Genomic DNA, 17,815 nt, shown 5'->3' on the forward strand with positions numbered 1-17,815 from the left:
GGAGACCGCCATGCCGCGAGCCACGCCTTTCGGCTGGACTGCATCGATTGTCCTGATCGCCGGGGCGTCGCTGCCGCTTGCGTCGTGCACCAACACGGACGCGGTGCATCGCGCGCCGACACGGGAAGCATCCGTGAGATCAGGCGTTGGTCCCATGCTGGAAGAGATTTACGCGTCCCAGAAACCTGTCCGGTTCGAGCAGTTGGATGTCAGCGACATCGTGCGCAGGTACTTCCCCGTCGGCACCGACAAGGCCACCGTCATTGATGCGTTCGCAAAATCCTCTACCTCAAAGGTAGTCGAGGACACGGCGGACAAGCTGGTGGTACGCGACAACCATGGTCAGGCCATGCTGGACCCGGATGCGCGATCTGTCGTGATCACCTTCAATCTGGATACGGACGGCAAGGTGTCCGGGATCGAAGCGCTGCACCTCAGGAAACAATAGGTATCACGGAGCGCTTCATGAAAGAGAAGAGCGAGGTGGGCACCGCAATATCGAAGCAGGCGTCAGACTGCACCTTCTTATAAGGCCGCCCTGACCTCACTCTCCCATGGCCACATCCAACGCCGCCTTGCCCACGACGATCCCTACTGCGGCCGTGCGCGCTCTTCGATAGAGTTGACTGGTCGAGCGCATCGCGCCTGAGGCCCACGCTTATCAGTTCGAGGGCGACCTCGGTTAACTGTCCGGGCGCAGGGCGCGAGCACCGACATGCGGGTGAGCATTAGGGCTTGGAATAAGGGATAGGCAATGGGACTGACCTCACTTCTCATTCTTGTTGCGACAGCTTTTAGCACTCCGCCTGTCTCTACAATCCCGGAAATAGGACACGACGATTTTTGTATCCGCCTCTACGAGAGAACCTACGAGGCCGATAAAAGGGTTGTCGCCCAGGCCTTATCGGACGCCAACTCAGGCAATGAGTCCTTGGAGTTCTTCAACGCCACCCCGTCCGATGACGCGAGCGCCGTGTATTACGTCTTCAGCATTTCCGGCACGGATGATTCGTGGAGGATTTATCAAGTTTCTTCCAACACAGGCAAGATAACCGAAAAGTTTTTTTACTCGGAGTGGACCTACCGCGGATACTGCAAGCCCCGGCCAGGTCGTAACAATTCTTCCGAGCTGACGCCGCTTCGCGGCGCGACTTAAATGCGAAAAGCTGCGATAGAGCGCAGTTCCCGTGCATGCAACAGTGCGTGGCTGGCACCCTTAGCACCATGAAATCGCGTTCTTCCCCCTTATTGGTCGATTCACTTGAATCAAGCCATCTTCAGCAAATCGCTGACTGGCGACACGCCAAAGCACTTCTTGTATTCGCGGCTGAACTGCGAGGCGCTGGCATAGCCGGTCGCGAAGGCGATCGAGGTGACGTTGCCGGTGCCGGCAGCCAGCTGCTGACGCGCATGCAGCAGGCGGATGTAGCGTTGGTAGGCTAGGGGCGCATGGCCGGTGATGGCCTTGAAATGGCGATGGAACGAGGTGACGCTCATGCCGATCTCCTCGGCCAGCTGCGCAATGTGCATCGGCTGGTCGGCGTGGGTCGCGATCCATTCGGCAGCCTTTCTGATCTGCCAGAAGCGCGGGCCATAGCCGCCCATCTCGCGTAGCTGGCTGCCCATCGGGCCTTGCAGCAGGCGGTAGCAGAACTCCCGCTCGAACTGCGGCGCCAGGATGGCGATATCCGCCGGTGAATCCAGCAGCCCCAGCAGGCGGCCGAGGGGCTCCAGCACCCGCTGGTCGGCCTGCATGATGGTGATGGTGTCCGGCCGCTTGGCGGGCGGATCGGACATGTCGATCAGCAAGCCGGCGATGACGCTGGCATCAAGCCTGACTGAAAGGCCCAGGTACGGCTTGCTGGCCGAGGCGTCGACCACGCGACTGGAAAACGGCAGGCCGACCAGCGCGACGGCGCACATGCCTGGTCCAAACGCGTATTCCCGGTCGGCGAAGCTCAGCCGCTTGGCGCCCTGGGCGAGCAGGTAGAACGCCGGTTCGAACAGGCCTGGGATCGGCTTGCTGCGCGCGTGCGCCGACCAGATCGAAAGACCGGGCACGGCGGTGCGCGCGTCGCGCGTGCTGGCATGCCGGGTTGCGATGGCGATCAGGGGTTCAAGCAGTGCGGCGGGGTCGCTCAAAGGCGGCTGTCCATGCTGGCGGAACCTCGGATCATGTGGGCGACACGCGTCTGCGGGGTGGTGGGAGCCTTGCATCGACGCGAGCGGGCTGAATGCACGGGCCGCGGGCGGCAAGCGCCGATGGCCTGGGCCGTCTCGCGCCGGATCCACAGCAGGCCGCCGCACCGACCGCGGCGACGCTAACTGGATTGGAAGGATCAGGCAAGACAATGGGTCTTCGAGGGCGGCCGTCCGCGCGCCGGCCGGGGATAGTGGATGCCTGTCTTCCCTGTTCGTGAGGTCTTGCATGTCCCGTCAACAAACCGCCCTGATCACCGGTGCCAACAAGGGCATTGGCCTGGCCGTTGCGCGTCAGCTGGGCGCCCTGGGCTACACCGTGTGGCTGGGCTGTCGTGATCACCAGCGCGGCCAGGCGGCCGCCGCCGACCTGAGCAGCGAGGGCCTCGAGGCGCATGCGCTGGTGCTGGACGTCACCGATGCCCACAGCGTGGAAGCCGCCAGCGCGCGCTTTCAGCAGGAGGCTGGCCCACTGGACGTGCTGGTCAACAATGCCGGCATCAGCCTGGGCTCGCCGGTGCAGGCCAGCCAGGAGTCGCTGGAGGACATGCGCACCATGTTCGAGGTCAATACCCTTGGCCCCATGCGCGTGACCCAGGCCTTTCTGCCCTGCCTGCGCCAGGCCAAGGGCGCGCGCATCGTGATGGTGAGCAGTTCGCTGGGATCGATCGCGGAGACCAACGACCCGGCCGGCCTGTTCTGGGACGTGGGCTACGCCGGCTACAGTGCGTCCAAGAGCGCTCTGAACATGCTGACCGTGAAGCTGGCCAAGGAACTGCTGGCCGAGGGCATCAAGGTCAACGCGGTCAATCCGGGCTACACCGCGACCGATCTCAATGGACACGCCGGCTTTCGCTCGGTCGAGGAGGCGGCCAGGGTCGTCGTCGAGCTGGCCCAGGCCAACCCGCTGGGGCCCACCGGCGGATTTTTCCACGATGGCCATGCCACCCAGCATCGACACGCGTGGTAGCCGGATGCCCCATCAGGGACGGCCGCACGACACGGATAGCCCTATCGCGCAGGCGGTGGCCGCTACTGCGCCGACGGCAGGATCTGTTCGGTCAGCAGGCGATATTGCGCATCGACCATGATCGGGTTGGGGTCGTGGCCGGTGCGGGGCAATAGCACGAAGTCCTTCTTCGGCGCCGACAGGCTGTCGAAGTAGGGCTTTGCAATGGCGGGCGAGGTCAGCAGGTCTTCCTCTCCCTGCAGCAGAAAGATCGGCACATCGAAGTCGGTGCCCAGGGCGGGCAGGTCCACGGTGGCGAACATGCCGTCGCCGTGCAGCCCGACAAACTGCAGGTAAGAATAGTCGTCGCCTGCGACGGCGTCGGCCTGCGCCTGCGCGGTCGCGTACAGCGGTGCCGGCGGCCACCACGCCTTGGGCGCGTCTTCCGTGTTCATCGCTTCGTACTTGCGGTCGATGCGGCGCATGATGCCGAAGTTGTGCGGGTCCTTCCACGGCGGCGCGCCCAGCCGCTCAAGCTTGGCTACGCTTTCGGCATCGCCAGCGGCCCGTGCCAGGGTGAGCAGCCGTTGATAGGTGTCGGGCGGATTGGTCCTGTAGCTGACTATCTGCGACCAGCCCAGATACGCAGTGAACAGGTCCGGCCGTGCCTTGATCATGTGGATGGCGATAATCGAACTCCACGAGCCGCCCATCACGATGACCTTGCGCTGGCCCAGTTGCCGGGTGAGGTAGGTGGCCACTTCGATCCCGTCATCGCGGATCTGCTTCAAGGTCAGCGGCGTTTCTTCCGAAGGCTTGTTCTTGCCGTAGGTCATGCCAGCGCCGCGCTGATCCCATTGCACCAGGGTGACATGCTTCTGCCAGCCGGCGTAGATGGTGTCGGCATACGGGCTCATCGGATTGCCGGGACCGCCATGCACAAGGAGTACGATCGGGTTGGCGCAGTCATCGCCCTTGATGGTGATCCATTGCGGAATGCCACCGATCTGGACAAAGCCCTGTTCGTTCACCGGCTGCCGGGGCGAGGTGCACGCGGACGCGCCGGCTTCCTGCGCTGACGGTCGCAGGTCATTGGCCCACGCACAGCCGGAAAAGGCCAGCGCCAGCAGCAGCACGGCAAAGACGTTCTTCAAAGTGATTCCCCTGATCGTGGCGGCAGATGGACGTCCATCACCGCGTTTGCATCATTGCCGCCCGGCGCAATCCTTGGAAGGCCCAGAAGTCACGCGATGGCCACCGGGGACAACGGTCAGAATGCAGCTTCTTTGCAAGGCGCGCCTGACTCACGCCACACCTTGACCCTCCCTACATCCCCCGCCGCGCATCCTCGCCGCCAGCACAACTGACGGAGTACATACGATGATGAAGTGGATGGGGGCCGCACTGGCCGCGGCGTTGCTGGTGTCCGGCTGCGCCAAGGTGGAAGGCGAGAAGTTCGTGGGCCACTGGGTCAACGTGCAGACGCAGGACGAGACGATGGACATCGAGCGCAGCGGCGAGGCCTTCATGGTCCGCAGCACCACGCCGAAGTTCTTCAGCCGCAAGCCCAAGACCGACAGCTACCCGGCCATCTACAAGGACGGCGCGCTGCAGGTGAACAACGACGGCGAGACGGTGACCTTCGCCATCGACGAGGCCAACGGCCAGCTCAATACCGGCAGCGACCAATACCGGCGCGTGGAGACCAAGTAGGCGCCTGACGCTGGCACGACAAGGCCCGCGCTGCGGGCCTTTTTTGTGCGCGCCGTGCGGGGAAGCCCGCGTGGAATGGCGCGATGCCGTCCACACGGCCGGGCGGCTGGATTCAGCCCATCGCCTGGCTGGCCCACGGCACACGATAGTCGGCGCGGTGGGCGGTGGCGGCGATGCGCTGTGCGTTGGGCGCATCGGACTGCGCGATCCACGCCTCGGCCTGGGCCTGGCTGCGCCCGTAGCGCATGTGCCGCGCCAACAGCTGGCCATATTGCTGCTGGGCATCGATATCGACGAACCAGGCCTCGTCCAGCTGGGCGCGCACGCCGGCCCAGGCGCCGTCTTCCATCAGCAGGTAGTTGCCCTCAGTGATGATCAGCGGGACGTCGTGGGGGATGGGGATCTCGCCGGCGATGGGCTCCTCGATCTCCCGATGGAACGCAGGCGCGTAGATCACCTCGCCGGGCCGCTGCTGGCGGATGCGGCCCAGTAGGGCCACGTAGCCGGCGGCATCGAAAGTGTCCGGTGCGCCCTTGCGCGCGGCACGGCCCAGGCGCTGCAACTCGGCGTTGGCCAGGTGGAAGCCATCCATCGGCACCACCATCGCCGATGCGCCCAACTGTTCGGCCAGTTGCGCGGCCAGCGTGGACTTGCCGGCCCCTGGAAGCCCCGCGATACCCAGGATGCGGCGGCCGCCATGGCTCAGTAGCGCGTTGGCGCGGGCGATGGCCTGGTCTGGAATCATCTGTGCCTCGAGACGATGGACTGGGGCGGACACCCTACGCGATCGGTGCGGCGCACCGCTGCGCGTCACTGCTTTGAATGGGCACTTGCCTGGGCCTGCCCGCGCAGGAGGCGCAGCACGCGCTGGACGTTCACCTTGGCCAGCAGCTCGGTTTCGCCGCGCCCGCCGGTGACGCCGACAAACTGCACCACCACCGCATCCAGGCCGGCGTCGTAGCGGGCGATGCTCTGGTAGCCGGGCAGCCAGCCGTCGTGGCTGGTGTCGGAGACGCTGGCGTAGAGCGCCTGCTGGCGCGGAGTGAGCAAGCGGCCGTCGTTGAGCGCACGCACGAAGATCCCGACATCCTGCGCGGTGGCGATCATCGCGCCGCCGGGCGTGTTGAAGTCCAGGGTCTTGAGGTCGTCCGGCACGCTGCGGTCGTGCCCGCTGGCCAGCGCGGCCGGGTCCACATCGGCCAGCTGCCCGTAAGTATGGGTCAGTCCCAGCGGGGCGAGCAGGTGCTCGCGGATGTAGCGTCGGTGGCTGTGGCCCAGCGCCTGGTCCAGGATCTTGCCGAGCAGCAGATAGTTGGTGTTGGAGTAGCGCTGCTCGGCGCCCGGCGCGAAGTCGGCCGGCTGGTCCAGCACCAGGGCCAGGTTGTCGTCGGGATCGTGCTGGCGCTGGCCCCAGTCGAAGCCTTTGGCGTCGACGAAATTGGGGATGCCGCTGCGATGCTGCAGCAGCATGCGCACGGTGATGCGGTCGGCGTTGGCGATGTGGCCGGCCAGCTGCGGCAGGCGCTGGGCCACGGTGTCGTCCAGTGACAGCACACCCTGATCCACGAGTTTGACGGTGGCCGCGGCGATGTAGAGCTTGCTGATGCTGGCGATCTTGAACAGCGCGTGCGGATCGGTGTGCTGGCCGGCCGCGACATAGGTGCGCGGCGGCTGACCGGCCCGGTCCACGTAGACAGTCAACCCTTCCAGGCCTGCGGCGCCAGCGTCATCGACCTGCTGCTGCACGGTATCCGGCAGCGGCTTGACCCAGGCCACGATCCCGGCCCATGGCGGCAGCACCACCAGGCAGGCGAGCGCGACGAGCGGCATCACCACGCGCAGCACGCGCACCGCCGGTCCTGCTTTGCGCTTCATGCAGTCTCGGCCTCCCCAGACCGCGCGTTTCGACACGGGGGGACTGTACACACGGCCACCGGTCGGTCCAACCCGGCTGGCCCCTGATGGCCGATACCGGGGTGACGCCGCCAAAGTCTTTAAACTTGCATGACGCGCTGTGCTTGTCACTCGTCCGCCGCAGCAACAGCGCGCTGCAAAATGTCGAGATGAGGCGCGTAACGGCGCCAGCGCTCCAGTCCGCGCGTGTGGATACGCTCGCGCACCTGCATTCCACTCGGGGTCGCCACCGGGGCGGTGTTGCGTTCAGGATGGAAGCAGGCGTCCTCCTCCGCAAGGCCGCAGTGATCCAGGACCGCACGTAGCGTCGTCTCGGGCTGCTGGACCAGCGCGCCATACGACACCTCCAACATTGCGCCAGGCATGACCTCACGCCAGTGGCGCACCAGTCGCGCGTGCTGACCGTAGTGATGGGCAAGCGTGGCCTGATCGTAGCTGTGGGGCGAGCTATTGCCGAACATCGTGGCCAGATTTGAGAAGCATGCGTCCATGGGGTCGCGCGTTATATGCAGGATGCGCGCGTGTGGGAGCGCATGACGGATGTGGGCCACCATGCGCAGATTGCCCGGCAGCTTGTCGAGATAGTAGGCGCGACCTTCAGCCCGCCACTGCGTTTGGGCGAGATAGCGACGCCCCAGCTCGGCCAGATCCGCGCGCACGCTGCGTTCGATCGCGATGCGATTGCCTTGCACGCCCTGTGGCGGGACATCGGTCACGTAACGTAGCTGGCGCATGAAGTCCGTGATCTCCCCGGCCGAGGCGACGCGCGAGTGGCTTGAGAGCATGCGGTCCAGCAGCGTGGTGCCGGAACGCGGCATGCCGACGATGAAAATGGGCTGCGGTTCGTCCGGGCTGGTGATTTCAGGCAGCGGCCGCTGGGCCAGCGCGGTGCCTGCCTGGAGCAGCGCATCGACCAGCGCGGTCTCGGCGGCGGCGTCATAGCGCACGACCTGACACATCAGGGCGTTGCACCGAACCAGTGCCTGCCACGCCGCATCGGCTTCACCTAGGTCGTCGAGCGTCTTGAACAGCGCCGCCTCGAATGCAGCGCGGTTGGCGATCGACGCCGCATCGCCGTGTGTCGGCAGGCGCTGCAGCTGCTGGCGCAGGACATCGAGCAGTTGCGACACAGGCGTCTGGCGGCGCAGGTTGGCCAATGCGAGCGCGGCGCTGCCAAAGCCCGGCCAGCGCTGTAGGCACCGTCGCAGGGCTGCCTCCGCTTGCTCCAGATCGCCAGCGAACTGCATCAGCATGGCCTGCAGGTGCAACTCGTTTGCCGACTGTGCCCCCGCGGCGACGGCGCGGTCGATGGCCACCCGTGCGGCGGGCACGTCAAGCATCGTCCAGTGCAGATGCGCCATCTCGGCCAGCAGCGTGGCGGGTAGATGGGGCATCCGCTCGATCGGATCCAGGCACGCACGCGCCGCCAGGGCTTCCCCGCCGTGGAACAGGCCCCGCGCCAGATGCACGGCAAACGCCGGATCAAGCGCAGGCAGGCGGGCAGCCTCGAGCAAATGCTGGGTGGAGTCACGCAGTCGTCCGCTCTGCTGCAGAACCGTGGCCAGATCCATCCGTACGTAGGGATTGTCGGGCACCTGGTCGGCCAAGGTGGACAACAGCGCACATGCGGCTTCGAACTGTCCCAATCCGAAGCGATGTCGTGCCTGGCGGCCGAGTTCGAAGGCGCTGGTGTCTGGATGGGCCGCCACGTCAGGTCTTTGATCTAGCAACGTTGCTTGGGAACATCATCAAGGCCTACTGCGCATCACGCCCCGGGGGCAGCCGGACTATCAGAACAGCGCGCCCTGTACAGGCGCAAGCGACGGCCGCGCCGCGATGGCGGGTGATCCATTGCCAAGCCGCCACGCCAGTCCGGACATGCGCACGGCGTGGCGGGCCAGGGCGTCGCGTAGCACCTGGGCGCTGCCGGCCACATGCAGACGGGTGCGGGCGCGGGTGATGGCGGTGTAGACCAGCTCGCGCGAGAGCACGCGGCTGTCACCGCGCGGCAGCTGCAGCCAGACCTCGTCGAACTCGGAGCCTTGCGCCTTGTGTACGGTCATGGCGAAGGCGCTCTCGTGCGCGGGCAGCGCGGCCGGATGGAAGGCGCGCACCTGGCCGGAGGCCTCGCCGGCAAACCAGGCCATCAGCGCGCCGCTTTCGTCGCTTCCCGAAGAAGGGCTTGCTGCGCTTCGATCCGAAAAGGGGCTCGCTGCGCTTCGCCCCGAAAAGGGGCTCGCTGCGCTTCGCAGGCAGATTCCGATGTCGCCGTTGAACAGGCGGTGGCGGTAGCTGTTTTCTGTGATCAGCAGCAGGCGGCCGTGGAAGTAGGCCGGCGCAGGGCCGGTACGGCGGCCGGACAGCAGTTCCTCGATGCGGGCGTCGAGGCCGCGCGCGCCCTGCGGGCCTTCGCGCACGGCGGTGAGCAGGCGCAGGCGCTGGGCCATGGCCAGGGCGGTGGCCGGGTCGGGCGCCTCGCTCAAGGCGCGCCAGTGCGCCAGCAACGCCTCGCGGCGCACCTCGAACGGGTCCAGCACGTCCTCGTGGAATTCCACCCCACGCAAGGCGCCACCTCGCAGCAGCGACAGGGCGGTGTCGGCATCGCCTTCGCGCACGGCATCGGCCAGCGGGGCCAGGTCGAAGTCCGCATCCTGGCGATAGCCGCGCAGCAGCTGCACGCGGTGGCCGCGCAGCCCGCCGGTGGCGCCATCGACGGGCGTGGCATCGCCGAGCAGCGGCTGCAGCGCGGCGGCGTCATCAGCGCGTAAGGCGTGGCCAGGGCCGGCGGCGCTGAGGATGGCGGCCAGCACGTCGCCGGCCTCGACCGAGGGCAGCTGGTCGGCATCGCCCAGCAGGATGAGCTGGGTGCCGGCGGCCACGGCTTCGACCAGCTTGCACATCAGCGGCAGGTCGACCATGGAGGCCTCGTCCACCACCAGCACGTCCAGCGGCAACGGATTGTCCGGCGTGTGGCGGAAGCTGGGACTGTCGGGGATCACGCCGAGCAGGCGATGCAACGTGCTGGCGGACTCCGGCAGCGCGGCGCACAGCGCGGCGTCCACGCCACTGGCGACGATGGCCGTCACCGCACGGCGCAGGCTTTCGGCCATGCGCTCGGCGGCGCGGCCGGTGGGCGCGGCCAGGGCGATGCGCGGCGGCGGCCGACCGGATGCCGCCGCCAGCGCGATGCGCAGCACCAGCAGCCGGGTGATGGTGGTGGTCTTGCCGGTGCCGGGGCCGCCGGTGACCAGCAGCAGCGCGCGGCGCAGGGCCAGGGAGGCGGCGCGCGCCTGGCGGTCTTCGCCCTGCGCCGCGTTGGGGAACAAAGCGTTGAAGACCTCGCGCACGGCGTTGAGGTCATCGGTGTGCGCAGGCTGGTCGGCGATGCGCTGCAGGCCGGCGGCCAGGCGCGACTCGTACTCGCGGTAGCGGCGCAGGTAGAGCAGGCCACGCTCGAAGGCGAGCGGCGCATCGGGGGCCGACGGCATGAGCGGATCGGTCGGCTGGGCGATCCACGGCGAGGCGCGAAGCTTGTCGGCCCATGCATCGGCCTGCGGCCAGGCCATGTCCGCATCGACCAGCAGGCGCGGTCGCGCGGGATCGAAGCCGGCATGGCCGTTGGCGACCGCCAGCGAGGCCAACGCGGCGGCGGCCAGCACCTCGTCCGGTGTGTCCGGGCGTAGCCGGCGCAGGCTCTGCGCGAAGGCGTGGTCGAGCGTGCGCAGGTGGCCGCCGGCGAAGAGGACGTTGAGGAGGCTCATGCCGCCTTCTCCACCGCCGCACCCGCAAACAGCGCATCCAGCGCATGAATCAGCGCGGGCGCGAAGCGCTGCACATGGACGCCGGGCGAATCGGCACGCGTCGCGTCCAGGCCGCGGCAGAACAGGTAGCGAATGCCACCGAAGTCGCGGTCATAGTCGTACCCGTCGCCCAGGCGGAAGCGCAGCCAGCGGTGCAGCGCCAGGGTGTAGATCAAGGCCTGCAGGTCGTACTCGCTGTGCGCCATGGCCCGCTGCATCGCCGCGGCGTCGTAGGCCGGCAGGCGGTTGGACTTGTAGTCCAGCACGTACCAGCGGCCGGCATGGGTGTAGGTGAGATCGATCAGGCCGGTCATCAGGCCTTCCAGCGTGCGACGCAGGCCGAAGCCGTGGCGATCGCGCACCACGCCGTGCGCGTGCAGCAACGCCAGCAGGGCCTCGATGGCGGTGGGCTGCAGGGGGAACTGGAATTCGATTTCCGCACGGCGGGCCTCGGCCGGCACATCGCACAGGCGCACGCCTTCGGGCAGGGCGACGGTGAGCGTCTGGCCGATCAGTGTGGTGAGCACGGCGACACCGTCGTCCAGTTCGTCGGCGGCATAACCGCCGCCCTTCAGCGCGGTCTCGATGGTGCGGCGCTCGTCGGCGGGTGCGGCATCGCCGGGCTGCCAGTCGCGCCACGCGGCGAAGTCGCCTTCTTCCAGCGCCTCGTGCAGCACGACGCCGAAGCGATTGCCGGCAAAGCGCGGGTCGAACACCTCGGCCGGCTGCGGCGTGGCGTCGCCGCCCTCGCCTTCCGGCTCGTCGCTGCCACCGGCCACGGCCACCGTGGCGCGCGTGGACAGGTCCGTGCCGCCACTGTCGGCGTTGGCCAGCTGGGTGAAGCTGTAGACCCACCAGTCCGGTGCGATGTGGCGGGTGACGGGCCGCGCGATGGGGGCATCGCCTTCGCTCAGCGGCGGCAGCCACGCCAGGGTGCCCGGCTGTGCGCTGTCGCGCACGATGCCGGCGGTCTCGGGCAGGCCGTCGAGCATCGGCGCGAGCGCGGTCTGCTGCGCGTTGTAGAAGTCGCCGGTGGCGATCCACAGCGCGTGCTCGGCGCGGGTCAGGCCGACATACAGCAGACGCGCGTCCTCGGCACGCTGCGCCTCGATCCACAGCTGCCGCGCGGCGTCCCAGCCGAACAGCTCCGGCTGCAGCTTCCAGTGCAGGAAGCGCTGGCCGTCCTCGTCGGCGACCACGCAGGCACGGCCGGGATCGGGCGCCTTGCCGCCGATGCCCACGAACGGCAGGAACACCAGCGGGTATTCCAGGCCCTTGGATTTGTGCAGGGTGACGATCTGCACGCGGCGCGCGTCGGACTCCAGCCGCAGCAGCTGGGTCTCGTCGTCGGGATCGGCCTGGGCGAGCTGCTGGCCCAGCCAGTCGACCAGGCCCTGCAGGCCCAGCGCGCGCGCATCGGCCTGCTGCAGCAGTTCGCCCAGCTGCAGGTAGTTGGTGAGGCGGCGCTCGCCATCGAGCAGGCCGAGCAGGCGCTCGGCGTTGTCGGCGCACAGGTCCGACACCAGCGCCAGCGGACCGCCGCGCTGCCAGCGCTCGCGCCAGGCCAGCGCCTTGCCCTGCCACTGCGCGTGGGTGGTGCCATCGCCTTCCAGCGCGGCGATGCCGGCCGCATCCACGCCCAGCAACACGGTCGCCAGGGCCGCGCGCAGGCGGCCGTCATCAGCGGGATGCAGCAGGGCCAGCAGCAGGGTCAGCAGCTCGTGCGCCTCGGGCGTGGCGAACAGGCTCTGCTTGCCCGCCGCCACGGCCGGGATGCCGACGGCCGCCAGCGCCTGCTGGATGCGCATGGCCTCGCCATGCTTGCGCACCAGCACGGCGATGTCGCCCGGCTGCACCGGCCTGCCGTTGAGCGTGGCGGTGCCGGCGCGTGCGTCGCTGAGCACCTGGTGGATGGCGGCCACGCAGGCCTGGGTGGCCAGTTCGCGCGCGCGCTGGGCGCTGTGCGGCTTGCGCTTGCCCTTGTCGTCGGGCTGCGGTGCAGGCGCCTGCCACAGCGTGAGCGCGGGGGCGTCGGCGCCGGCGCGCTGGTAATCCGCATCGGCGCGCTGGGTGCCGGGCAGCACGCGGTGGAAGCGGATCCTGTCATCGAGGAAGGCGCGCTCGCCGGCCTGTGTATACAGGGCCTCGATCGCGGCCAGCACGGCCGGGCGCGAGCGGAAATTGCGCTCCAGCGCCGGCGCGGCCTGCGCGTGCTTGGCGGCCTGCAGATAGGTCTGCACGTCGCCACCGCGGAAGCCGTAGATGGCCTGCTTGGGATCGCCGATCAGGAACAGCGCCGGGGTCAGCGATGCGTTGCGCGTTTCCTCCGAGTCGCCGAACACGGTGCGGAAGATGCCCCACTGCCGCGCATCGGTGTCCTGGAACTCATCCACCAGGGCGACGGCGTACTGCGCGCGCAGGCGCTGGACCAGCGCGTCGGCGTGCGGGCCCTTGAGCGCATCGGCCACGCCGTCGATCAGGTCGTCATAGGTCTGCACGCGCAGCTGCTGCTTGCGCTGGACCAGTCGAAGGCGGGCCTGGTCGCGCAAGGCGTGCAGCAGGCGCACACGGGCGCGCTCCTGCGCGACGTGCAGATCGGCCAGCGCGGCCAGGTAGGACGCAATCAGTGCGCACAGCGGCGAAGTCGGTGTCTTTCCCGTGTGCTTGGTGCTGGTCTTTGCTTCCAGCGCCTGCTGGGACAAGGCCGGCAGCTTGGCGTGCGGCAGGACAGACCAGTCGCGCGCGGCGCACCATTGTGCCAGGTCGCGCCACAGCGCATGAATCCAGTCGGCCTTGTAGCTGCCGTTGTGGAGCACCTTCTGCTCGACCGCCTCCAGCAGCGCCGCGCGGAACGTCTCGCCATGCGCGGCGAAGCCATCGGCCAGCGCCTGCCCCGCACGCTGCAGCTCGGCGTCGAGACGTTCGGTGCGTTCGGCTTCGACCGGCATCGGCGGCAGCAGGTTGGGCTGGCGGATCAGCTCACCCAGGTCGCGGGCCAGCGGATCCGGGCCCCCTGGCCACAGCGACATCAGCAGCGGCGCCAGCGCTTCGTCGGCGGCCGTGCTGCGCCACAGGTCGGCCGCCAGCTCGGCGCGCAGAGCGCGGTCGTTGGCCAGCAGCTCGGGTGGGGCGAAGGTCTGGCCGCTTTCCAGCGCGTGTTCGCGCAGCACGCGCGCGCAGAAGCCGTGGATGGTGAAGATCGCCGCCAGGTCCATCTCGTCGGCGGCGGTTTGCAGGCGGCGCTTGAGCTGGCTCGGGGTTTCGTCGCCGGCCTGCAGGTGCGCGGCGATGATGGCGCGGCTCAGCGCGGCATCCGGTGCCTCGTCTGGCGTCGCCTGTCCCCGTGGGAGCCGCCATGGCGGCGAGAGGCCTTCCCCTGAAGCCGTCCCTTGAGGCTCGGCCAGCGCCGGGGAGACATCGCCGTCGCTTGTGGGTTCCATCGCCGCCATGGCGGCTCCCACGTCGAGCGGGCCCTTGCCGGCGGTGTCAGGCACCAGCGAGGCGGCCAGCACCAGGCGCTCGCGGATGCGCTTGCGCAGCTCCTGGGTCGCCGCATCGGTGAAGGTGACCGCCAGGATCTGGCCGATGCGCAGGCGCTGCTCGACCACCAGCCGGGTCACCAGGGTGGCCAGGGTGAAGGTCTTACCAGTCCCGGCGCTGGCTTCGATGAGGTGGGTGCCGGTGAGGGGCAGTGCGAGGAAGGGATCGGCGGGCGTCATGCCTCGACCTCCGTGTCGGCATCCACGGCGAAGCCGCGGTCGTCATCGAAGCCTGCGTGGACCACACCGCGTTCCACTGCGCTGAAGATCGCGTAGCTGGTGTCGGCGAACTGGCGCAGCAGCGCGGCGTCGGCAAACGGATCACGGCCGCGCAGGGCGAGTCGATAGGCCTCGCCGGTGCCTTCGCCCCAGGAGCGCTCGGTGCCGCGCCAGCGGGTCGCCGCGGCCTTGATGCCCTTGTCTGGATCGTCTGCGTTGAAGAAGTCCCAGCCGCTGTAGGGGCCGAAGGGCAGCGGCGCCTGCAGGCCTCGCGCGCGCAGGGCGAGCAGGCCCTGCAGAGCGGCCCTTGCCTGGGGGGGATCGATGGGATCGCGCACAAACGGGCCCACGCCGGTCTCGGCCTCGTGGAAGCGCACCAGCGGCAGGGCCAGGCCCGCGGCGTTGGCGGCCAGCCAGTCCAGCCCCTGGCGGATCGCCGCCGGGCCGTTCATGGCGCCCAGGCGCACGTGGGCCAGGCCAGTGTCGTAGACGCCCTCCAGGCGACCATGCAGGCGCAGGCCGTCGAACTCGATGTCGATGGCCTGCGTGCGGCGTTCCGCGTTGCCGGCCCAGCCAGCGAAAGCCTCGGCATACGGCCGCAGCTGCGCGACCAACGTGGCCAGCTGGCTGCGGCCCAGCGGTCCGGAGGGCAACAGCGCGCGGGCGCGCAGCCGGTCGTACAACGCCGCGTCGTTCCCGGTCAGCAGCGCGTCGAACACCTGGTGCTGCAGCAGCGCCTTGTCCAGCCCGGCACCGGGGGTGAGCAGCGGCTCGACGTCCTGGCCCACCTCGTCCAGCTCGGGCAGGCGCAGGTCCAGGCGCTGGCGCAGGAACTGCGCGGCCGGGGCGGTGAAGAAGCGGCGCAGCGCCTCGAGCGGGAGGTCGCGTTCTTCCCCATCACGCGCCGGCAGCGGCGCATCGAACCACGGCGCCAGCGGCGCACGCGCACCGCCCAGGCGCGCCGAGGCCGGCTGCCACTGGCCGCGATAGCTAAAACGGCGCGGATCGCCCTCGGCGCCGAACGCGGCCGGGGCGAAGGGCTGCAGCGCGTGGCGCACGGTCAGTGCGGTGCGTGCGGCGGGCGCATCGACGTGCTGGTCCGCGGCCGCGCCGATCAGTTCGGTGACCAGCACCGAGGGCTCGCGCACGCTGCCATCGCGCGCATCGGCGCCCAGGTAGCTGACATAGAACACGTCCTGCGCCGAGGCGAACAATTGCAGGAACAGGAAGCGGTCGTCCTCGCGCGTGGAGCGATCACCGTAACGGCGCTTGTCGGTGCCCAACTGCGCGGTGAGCTGGTTGAGGCCGGCGGCGGGGTCGCGGCGCGGAAAGTCGCCATCGTTCATGCCCAGCAGGCAGATCACCCGGAACGGCAGCAGGCGCATCGGCACCATGCGCCCCACGCTCAGGCCGCCGGTGAGCAGCGGGGCGCGGGTGTCAGCCTCGGCCAGCACGCCTGCAAAATGCGCGCGCACGACCTCGGCCGGCACGGCGGCGTCGAAGCCCGCCTTGCCCGCCTCCTTGGCGAAGTCGTCGATCAGCTTGCGCAGGCGGTCCAGCGCGCGCTGCGTGGCCGGCGCGCTGGGGCTTTGCGGCAGCAGCGCGTCGAGCAGGCCGAGCAGGCGTTCGCGCCAGGCCGAAGGCGAGAGCGCCTCGTTCAAGGCGCGTTGGTAGCGCGCGAGCACGCGCAGCAGGCGGACCAGGGCGTCCAGCGCGTCCAGGGCGCCGCCTTCCAGGGCATCGAACGGCGCCACCCCGGCGATGTCCTCGGTGCTGCCGCTGGCATGGCCGAGCAGCAGCCGGTCCAGCGCGAAGGTCCAGGTGTAGGCGTCATCGGCGGGCGCGCCGTGCTGGGCACGATGGGCGGCATCCACGCCCCAGCGCGCGCCGGCGGCCTGCAGCCAGCCGTGCAGGCGCTCGAACGCGGCCGCATCCAGTCCGGCGGCCTCGGCCAGCGGCGGGCTGGCCAGCAGGTCGAGGGTTTCGTTGAGGCCAAGGCGCGAGACCGGCAGGCCAAGCAGGCGCACGAACACCTCGGCCAGCGGCTCGCCGGCCAGCGGGCTGGTATCGGCCAGCGCGTAGGGAATGCGCGCGCCGGGCGCGTCCTGGCTGGCGCCGAAGACAGCTTCCAGGTACGGGATGTACGGGTCGATGTCCGGCGCCAGCACGGCGATCTGCCGCGGCTGCAGCGGCGGATCGAAGCGCGGGTCCTCCAGCAGGCCGCGCAGCTGGTCGTGCAGGACCTGCAATTCGCGCAGGCGGGTGTGGCAGGCGTGGACCTGCAGGCTGGGGTCGGTGCGGTCCAGCGCGGCCAGCGGCGCCGGCACGGCGGGGCGGCGGCGATGGAACAGGTCGCTCTGCATTCGCTTGAGCAGGCTGTCGCCCAGGCCGCCGGCGCGCAGCGGGCGCTGCCCGGTGGCCAGCGGATCGGCATAGACATCGATCTCGGCGCTGGGGTGGACCACCTCGTAGCTGCCCAGCATCGCCATGAAGTCGCGCCCGGCCGCGCCCCAGGCCTGCAGCAGCGGGTTCTCGCCGCCGGTGGCGTCGAGCAGGCCGTCGATCACCCCGTCACCGACATCGGCATCGACGCGCCGCCGCGGGCGCAGGGCCTGCAGGTCACCCCAGTAACCTTGCGCGGGGGTGGGCAGGTAGAAGTGCAGCGTGCCCACGCGCGCCTGGGTGGCCAGCACGCGCAGCACGTCGGGCGAGACATTGAGCGTGGCGAAGGCGAACACGCGCCTGGGCAGGCCCTGCGGCAGCGCGCCGCGCTCGAACCGGTCCAGGTAGGCTTGGATGCGCCGCGCCCGATACGCGCTGCCGGCCGCGACCTGCCGCCACAGCACCGCCTGCGGATCGGCCGGGTCGGCGCCGGCCTCCCAGCGCAGCAGCCAGTCGCGGCGCCAGGCCTGGTATTTTTCGAACACGCCGCCCAGCTCGCCGGCCAGGGCCCAGGGCTTGAGGGCGTCGTCCCCATGCAGGTAGGCGGCCAGCTGGGCCAGGGCCGGATCGGCCAGCACCGCCGGGTCGGTCAGCGCCGCGTACAGGCGCCAATGCAGGGTGGCCGCATCCAGCTCGTCCTGGGCCTTGCCGAGGACTGGCGCCGAGGCTTGTTCGGGGTTGGCTTCCAGGGCACGGGCGACGAACTCGCCAGGGGTGAGGAACTCCAGGTTGGCCGCCACGCCGTGCTCGGCGGCCAGCGTGGCCTGCAGCCAGCGGCGCATGGCCACCTGCGGGATCAGGATCACCTCGGGGGTGAGGATCGACTGTCCGGGCACGGGCTGGCGCAGTTCCGCGGCCAGCAGGCCGGCCAGCAGGTCGAGCGCGTTCGAAGGGTAGAGGCGGAAATCCGGTCGGGCGTCCTGCATCCGGGCATGATGCGGCATGCCCGTCGCGCCGCGCGAGACGTGCGCAACAGCGCGTCCCGCAGACCGTGACTTCCGCCCATCCCGGTCAACCGGTCCGATCTGTCACAATAAACG

General features: G+C 69.2%; 12 protein-coding genes. 4 read left to right on the forward strand and 8 right to left on the reverse strand.

Going from position 1 to position 17,815, the window contains the following annotated elements:
- Nucleotides 1–10: 10 nt before the first annotated feature.
- Both ACORQU_RS07085 and ACORQU_RS07090 read left to right on the forward strand, forming a co-directional pair.
- Nucleotides 11–448, forward strand: coding sequence for a DUF6393 family protein (locus tag ACORQU_RS07085; RefSeq protein ID WP_491644161.1), 438 nt, complete (start codon nucleotides 11–13; stop codon nucleotides 446–448).
- A 306-nt stretch (nucleotides 449–754) separates the two neighbouring features.
- Complete coding sequence (locus ACORQU_RS07090) at nucleotides 755–1,156, forward strand: hypothetical protein (RefSeq protein ID WP_491644163.1); 402 nt, start codon at nucleotides 755–757, stop codon at nucleotides 1,154–1,156.
- A 110-nt stretch (nucleotides 1,157–1,266) separates the two neighbouring features.
- Here ACORQU_RS07090 and ACORQU_RS07095 read toward each other — a convergent pair whose 3' ends face one another.
- Complete coding sequence (locus tag ACORQU_RS07095; RefSeq protein ID WP_491644164.1) at nucleotides 1,267–2,430, reverse strand: AraC family transcriptional regulator; 1,164 nt, start codon at nucleotides 2,428–2,430, stop codon at nucleotides 1,267–1,269.
- Between ACORQU_RS07095 and ACORQU_RS07100 the strand changes: the two genes are divergently transcribed.
- Nucleotides 2,429–3,169, forward strand: coding sequence for an SDR family oxidoreductase (locus ACORQU_RS07100; RefSeq protein ID WP_491644165.1), 741 nt, complete (start codon nucleotides 2,429–2,431; stop codon nucleotides 3,167–3,169). The genes ACORQU_RS07095 and ACORQU_RS07100 overlap by 2 nt on opposite strands.
- A gap of 62 nt (nucleotides 3,170–3,231) precedes the next feature.
- Here the strand turns inward: ACORQU_RS07100 and ACORQU_RS07105 are convergent, their stop codons facing one another.
- Nucleotides 3,232–4,302, reverse strand: coding sequence for an alpha/beta fold hydrolase (locus ACORQU_RS07105; protein WP_491644166.1), 1,071 nt, complete (start codon nucleotides 4,300–4,302; stop codon nucleotides 3,232–3,234).
- Nucleotides 4,303–4,528: 226 nt separating this feature from the next.
- On the opposite strand from ACORQU_RS07105, the gene ACORQU_RS07110 reads away from it, so the two are divergent.
- On the forward strand, nucleotides 4,529–4,861 hold the full coding sequence (locus ACORQU_RS07110) for a hypothetical protein (RefSeq protein ID WP_491644167.1): 333 nt from the start codon (nucleotides 4,529–4,531) through the stop codon (nucleotides 4,859–4,861).
- Nucleotides 4,862–4,973: 112 nt separating this feature from the next.
- Here the strand turns inward: ACORQU_RS07110 and ACORQU_RS07115 are convergent, their stop codons facing one another.
- The 6 genes from ACORQU_RS07115 to recC form a co-directional block, all read right to left on the reverse strand.
- On the reverse strand, nucleotides 4,974–5,639 hold the full coding sequence (locus ACORQU_RS07115) for a nucleoside/nucleotide kinase family protein (RefSeq protein WP_491644169.1): 666 nt from the start codon (nucleotides 5,637–5,639) through the stop codon (nucleotides 4,974–4,976).
- 32 nt (nucleotides 5,640–5,671) lie between these two features.
- A complete protein-coding gene (locus ACORQU_RS07120; protein ID WP_491644171.1) occupies nucleotides 5,672–6,736 on the reverse strand; it encodes a serine hydrolase domain-containing protein in 1,065 nt (354 codons plus the stop codon).
- Nucleotides 6,737–6,882: 146 nt separating this feature from the next.
- The gene (locus tag ACORQU_RS07125) at nucleotides 6,883–8,391 is read right to left on the reverse strand and encodes a tetratricopeptide repeat-containing sulfotransferase family protein (protein ID WP_491644172.1); all 1,509 of its coding nucleotides are present in this window, start codon (nucleotides 8,389–8,391) and stop codon (nucleotides 6,883–6,885) included.
- Between the two features lie 174 nt (nucleotides 8,392–8,565).
- Complete coding sequence (gene recD / locus ACORQU_RS07130; RefSeq protein WP_491644174.1) at nucleotides 8,566–10,536, reverse strand: exodeoxyribonuclease V subunit alpha; 1,971 nt, start codon at nucleotides 10,534–10,536, stop codon at nucleotides 8,566–8,568.
- Nucleotides 10,533–14,294: a UvrD-helicase domain-containing protein gene (locus tag ACORQU_RS07135; protein WP_491644175.1), complete on the reverse strand. Its 3,762-nt coding sequence runs from the start codon at nucleotides 14,292–14,294 to the stop codon at nucleotides 10,533–10,535. The genes recD and ACORQU_RS07135 overlap by 4 nt, the downstream gene beginning before the upstream one ends.
- A complete protein-coding gene (gene recC, locus ACORQU_RS07140; RefSeq protein ID WP_491644177.1) occupies nucleotides 14,291–17,701 on the reverse strand; it encodes an exodeoxyribonuclease V subunit gamma in 3,411 nt (1,136 codons plus the stop codon). The genes ACORQU_RS07135 and recC overlap by 4 nt, the downstream gene beginning before the upstream one ends.
- Nucleotides 17,702–17,815: the final 114 nt, after the last annotated feature.

The sequence above is a fragment of the Pseudoxanthomonas sp. JC1303 genome (assembly GCF_058448525.1).

Bases quoted from the DNA above. Each gene is read 5' to 3' on its own strand.
- ACORQU_RS07085 (WP_491644161.1), top strand. From the start codon at position 11: ATGCCGCGAGCCACGCCTTTCGGCTGGACTGCATCGATTGTCCTGATC.
- ACORQU_RS07090 (WP_491644163.1), top strand. From the start codon at position 755: ATGGGACTGACCTCACTTCTCATTCTTGTTGCGACAGCTTTTAGCACT.
- ACORQU_RS07100 (WP_491644165.1), top strand. From the start codon at position 2,429: ATGTCCCGTCAACAAACCGCCCTGATCACCGGTGCCAACAAGGGCATT.
- ACORQU_RS07095 (WP_491644164.1), bottom strand. From the start codon at position 2,430: ATGCAAGACCTCACGAACAGGGAAGACAGGCATCCACTATCCCCGGCC.
- ACORQU_RS07110 (WP_491644167.1), top strand. From the start codon at position 4,529: ATGATGAAGTGGATGGGGGCCGCACTGGCCGCGGCGTTGCTGGTGTCC.
- ACORQU_RS07120 (WP_491644171.1), bottom strand. From the start codon at position 6,736: ATGAAGCGCAAAGCAGGACCGGCGGTGCGCGTGCTGCGCGTGGTGATG.
- recD (WP_491644174.1), bottom strand. From the start codon at position 10,536: ATGAGCCTCCTCAACGTCCTCTTCGCCGGCGGCCACCTGCGCACGCTC.
- ACORQU_RS07135 (WP_491644175.1), bottom strand. From the start codon at position 14,294: ATGACGCCCGCCGATCCCTTCCTCGCACTGCCCCTCACCGGCACCCAC.
- recC (WP_491644177.1), bottom strand. From the start codon at position 17,701: ATGCAGGACGCCCGACCGGATTTCCGCCTCTACCCTTCGAACGCGCTC.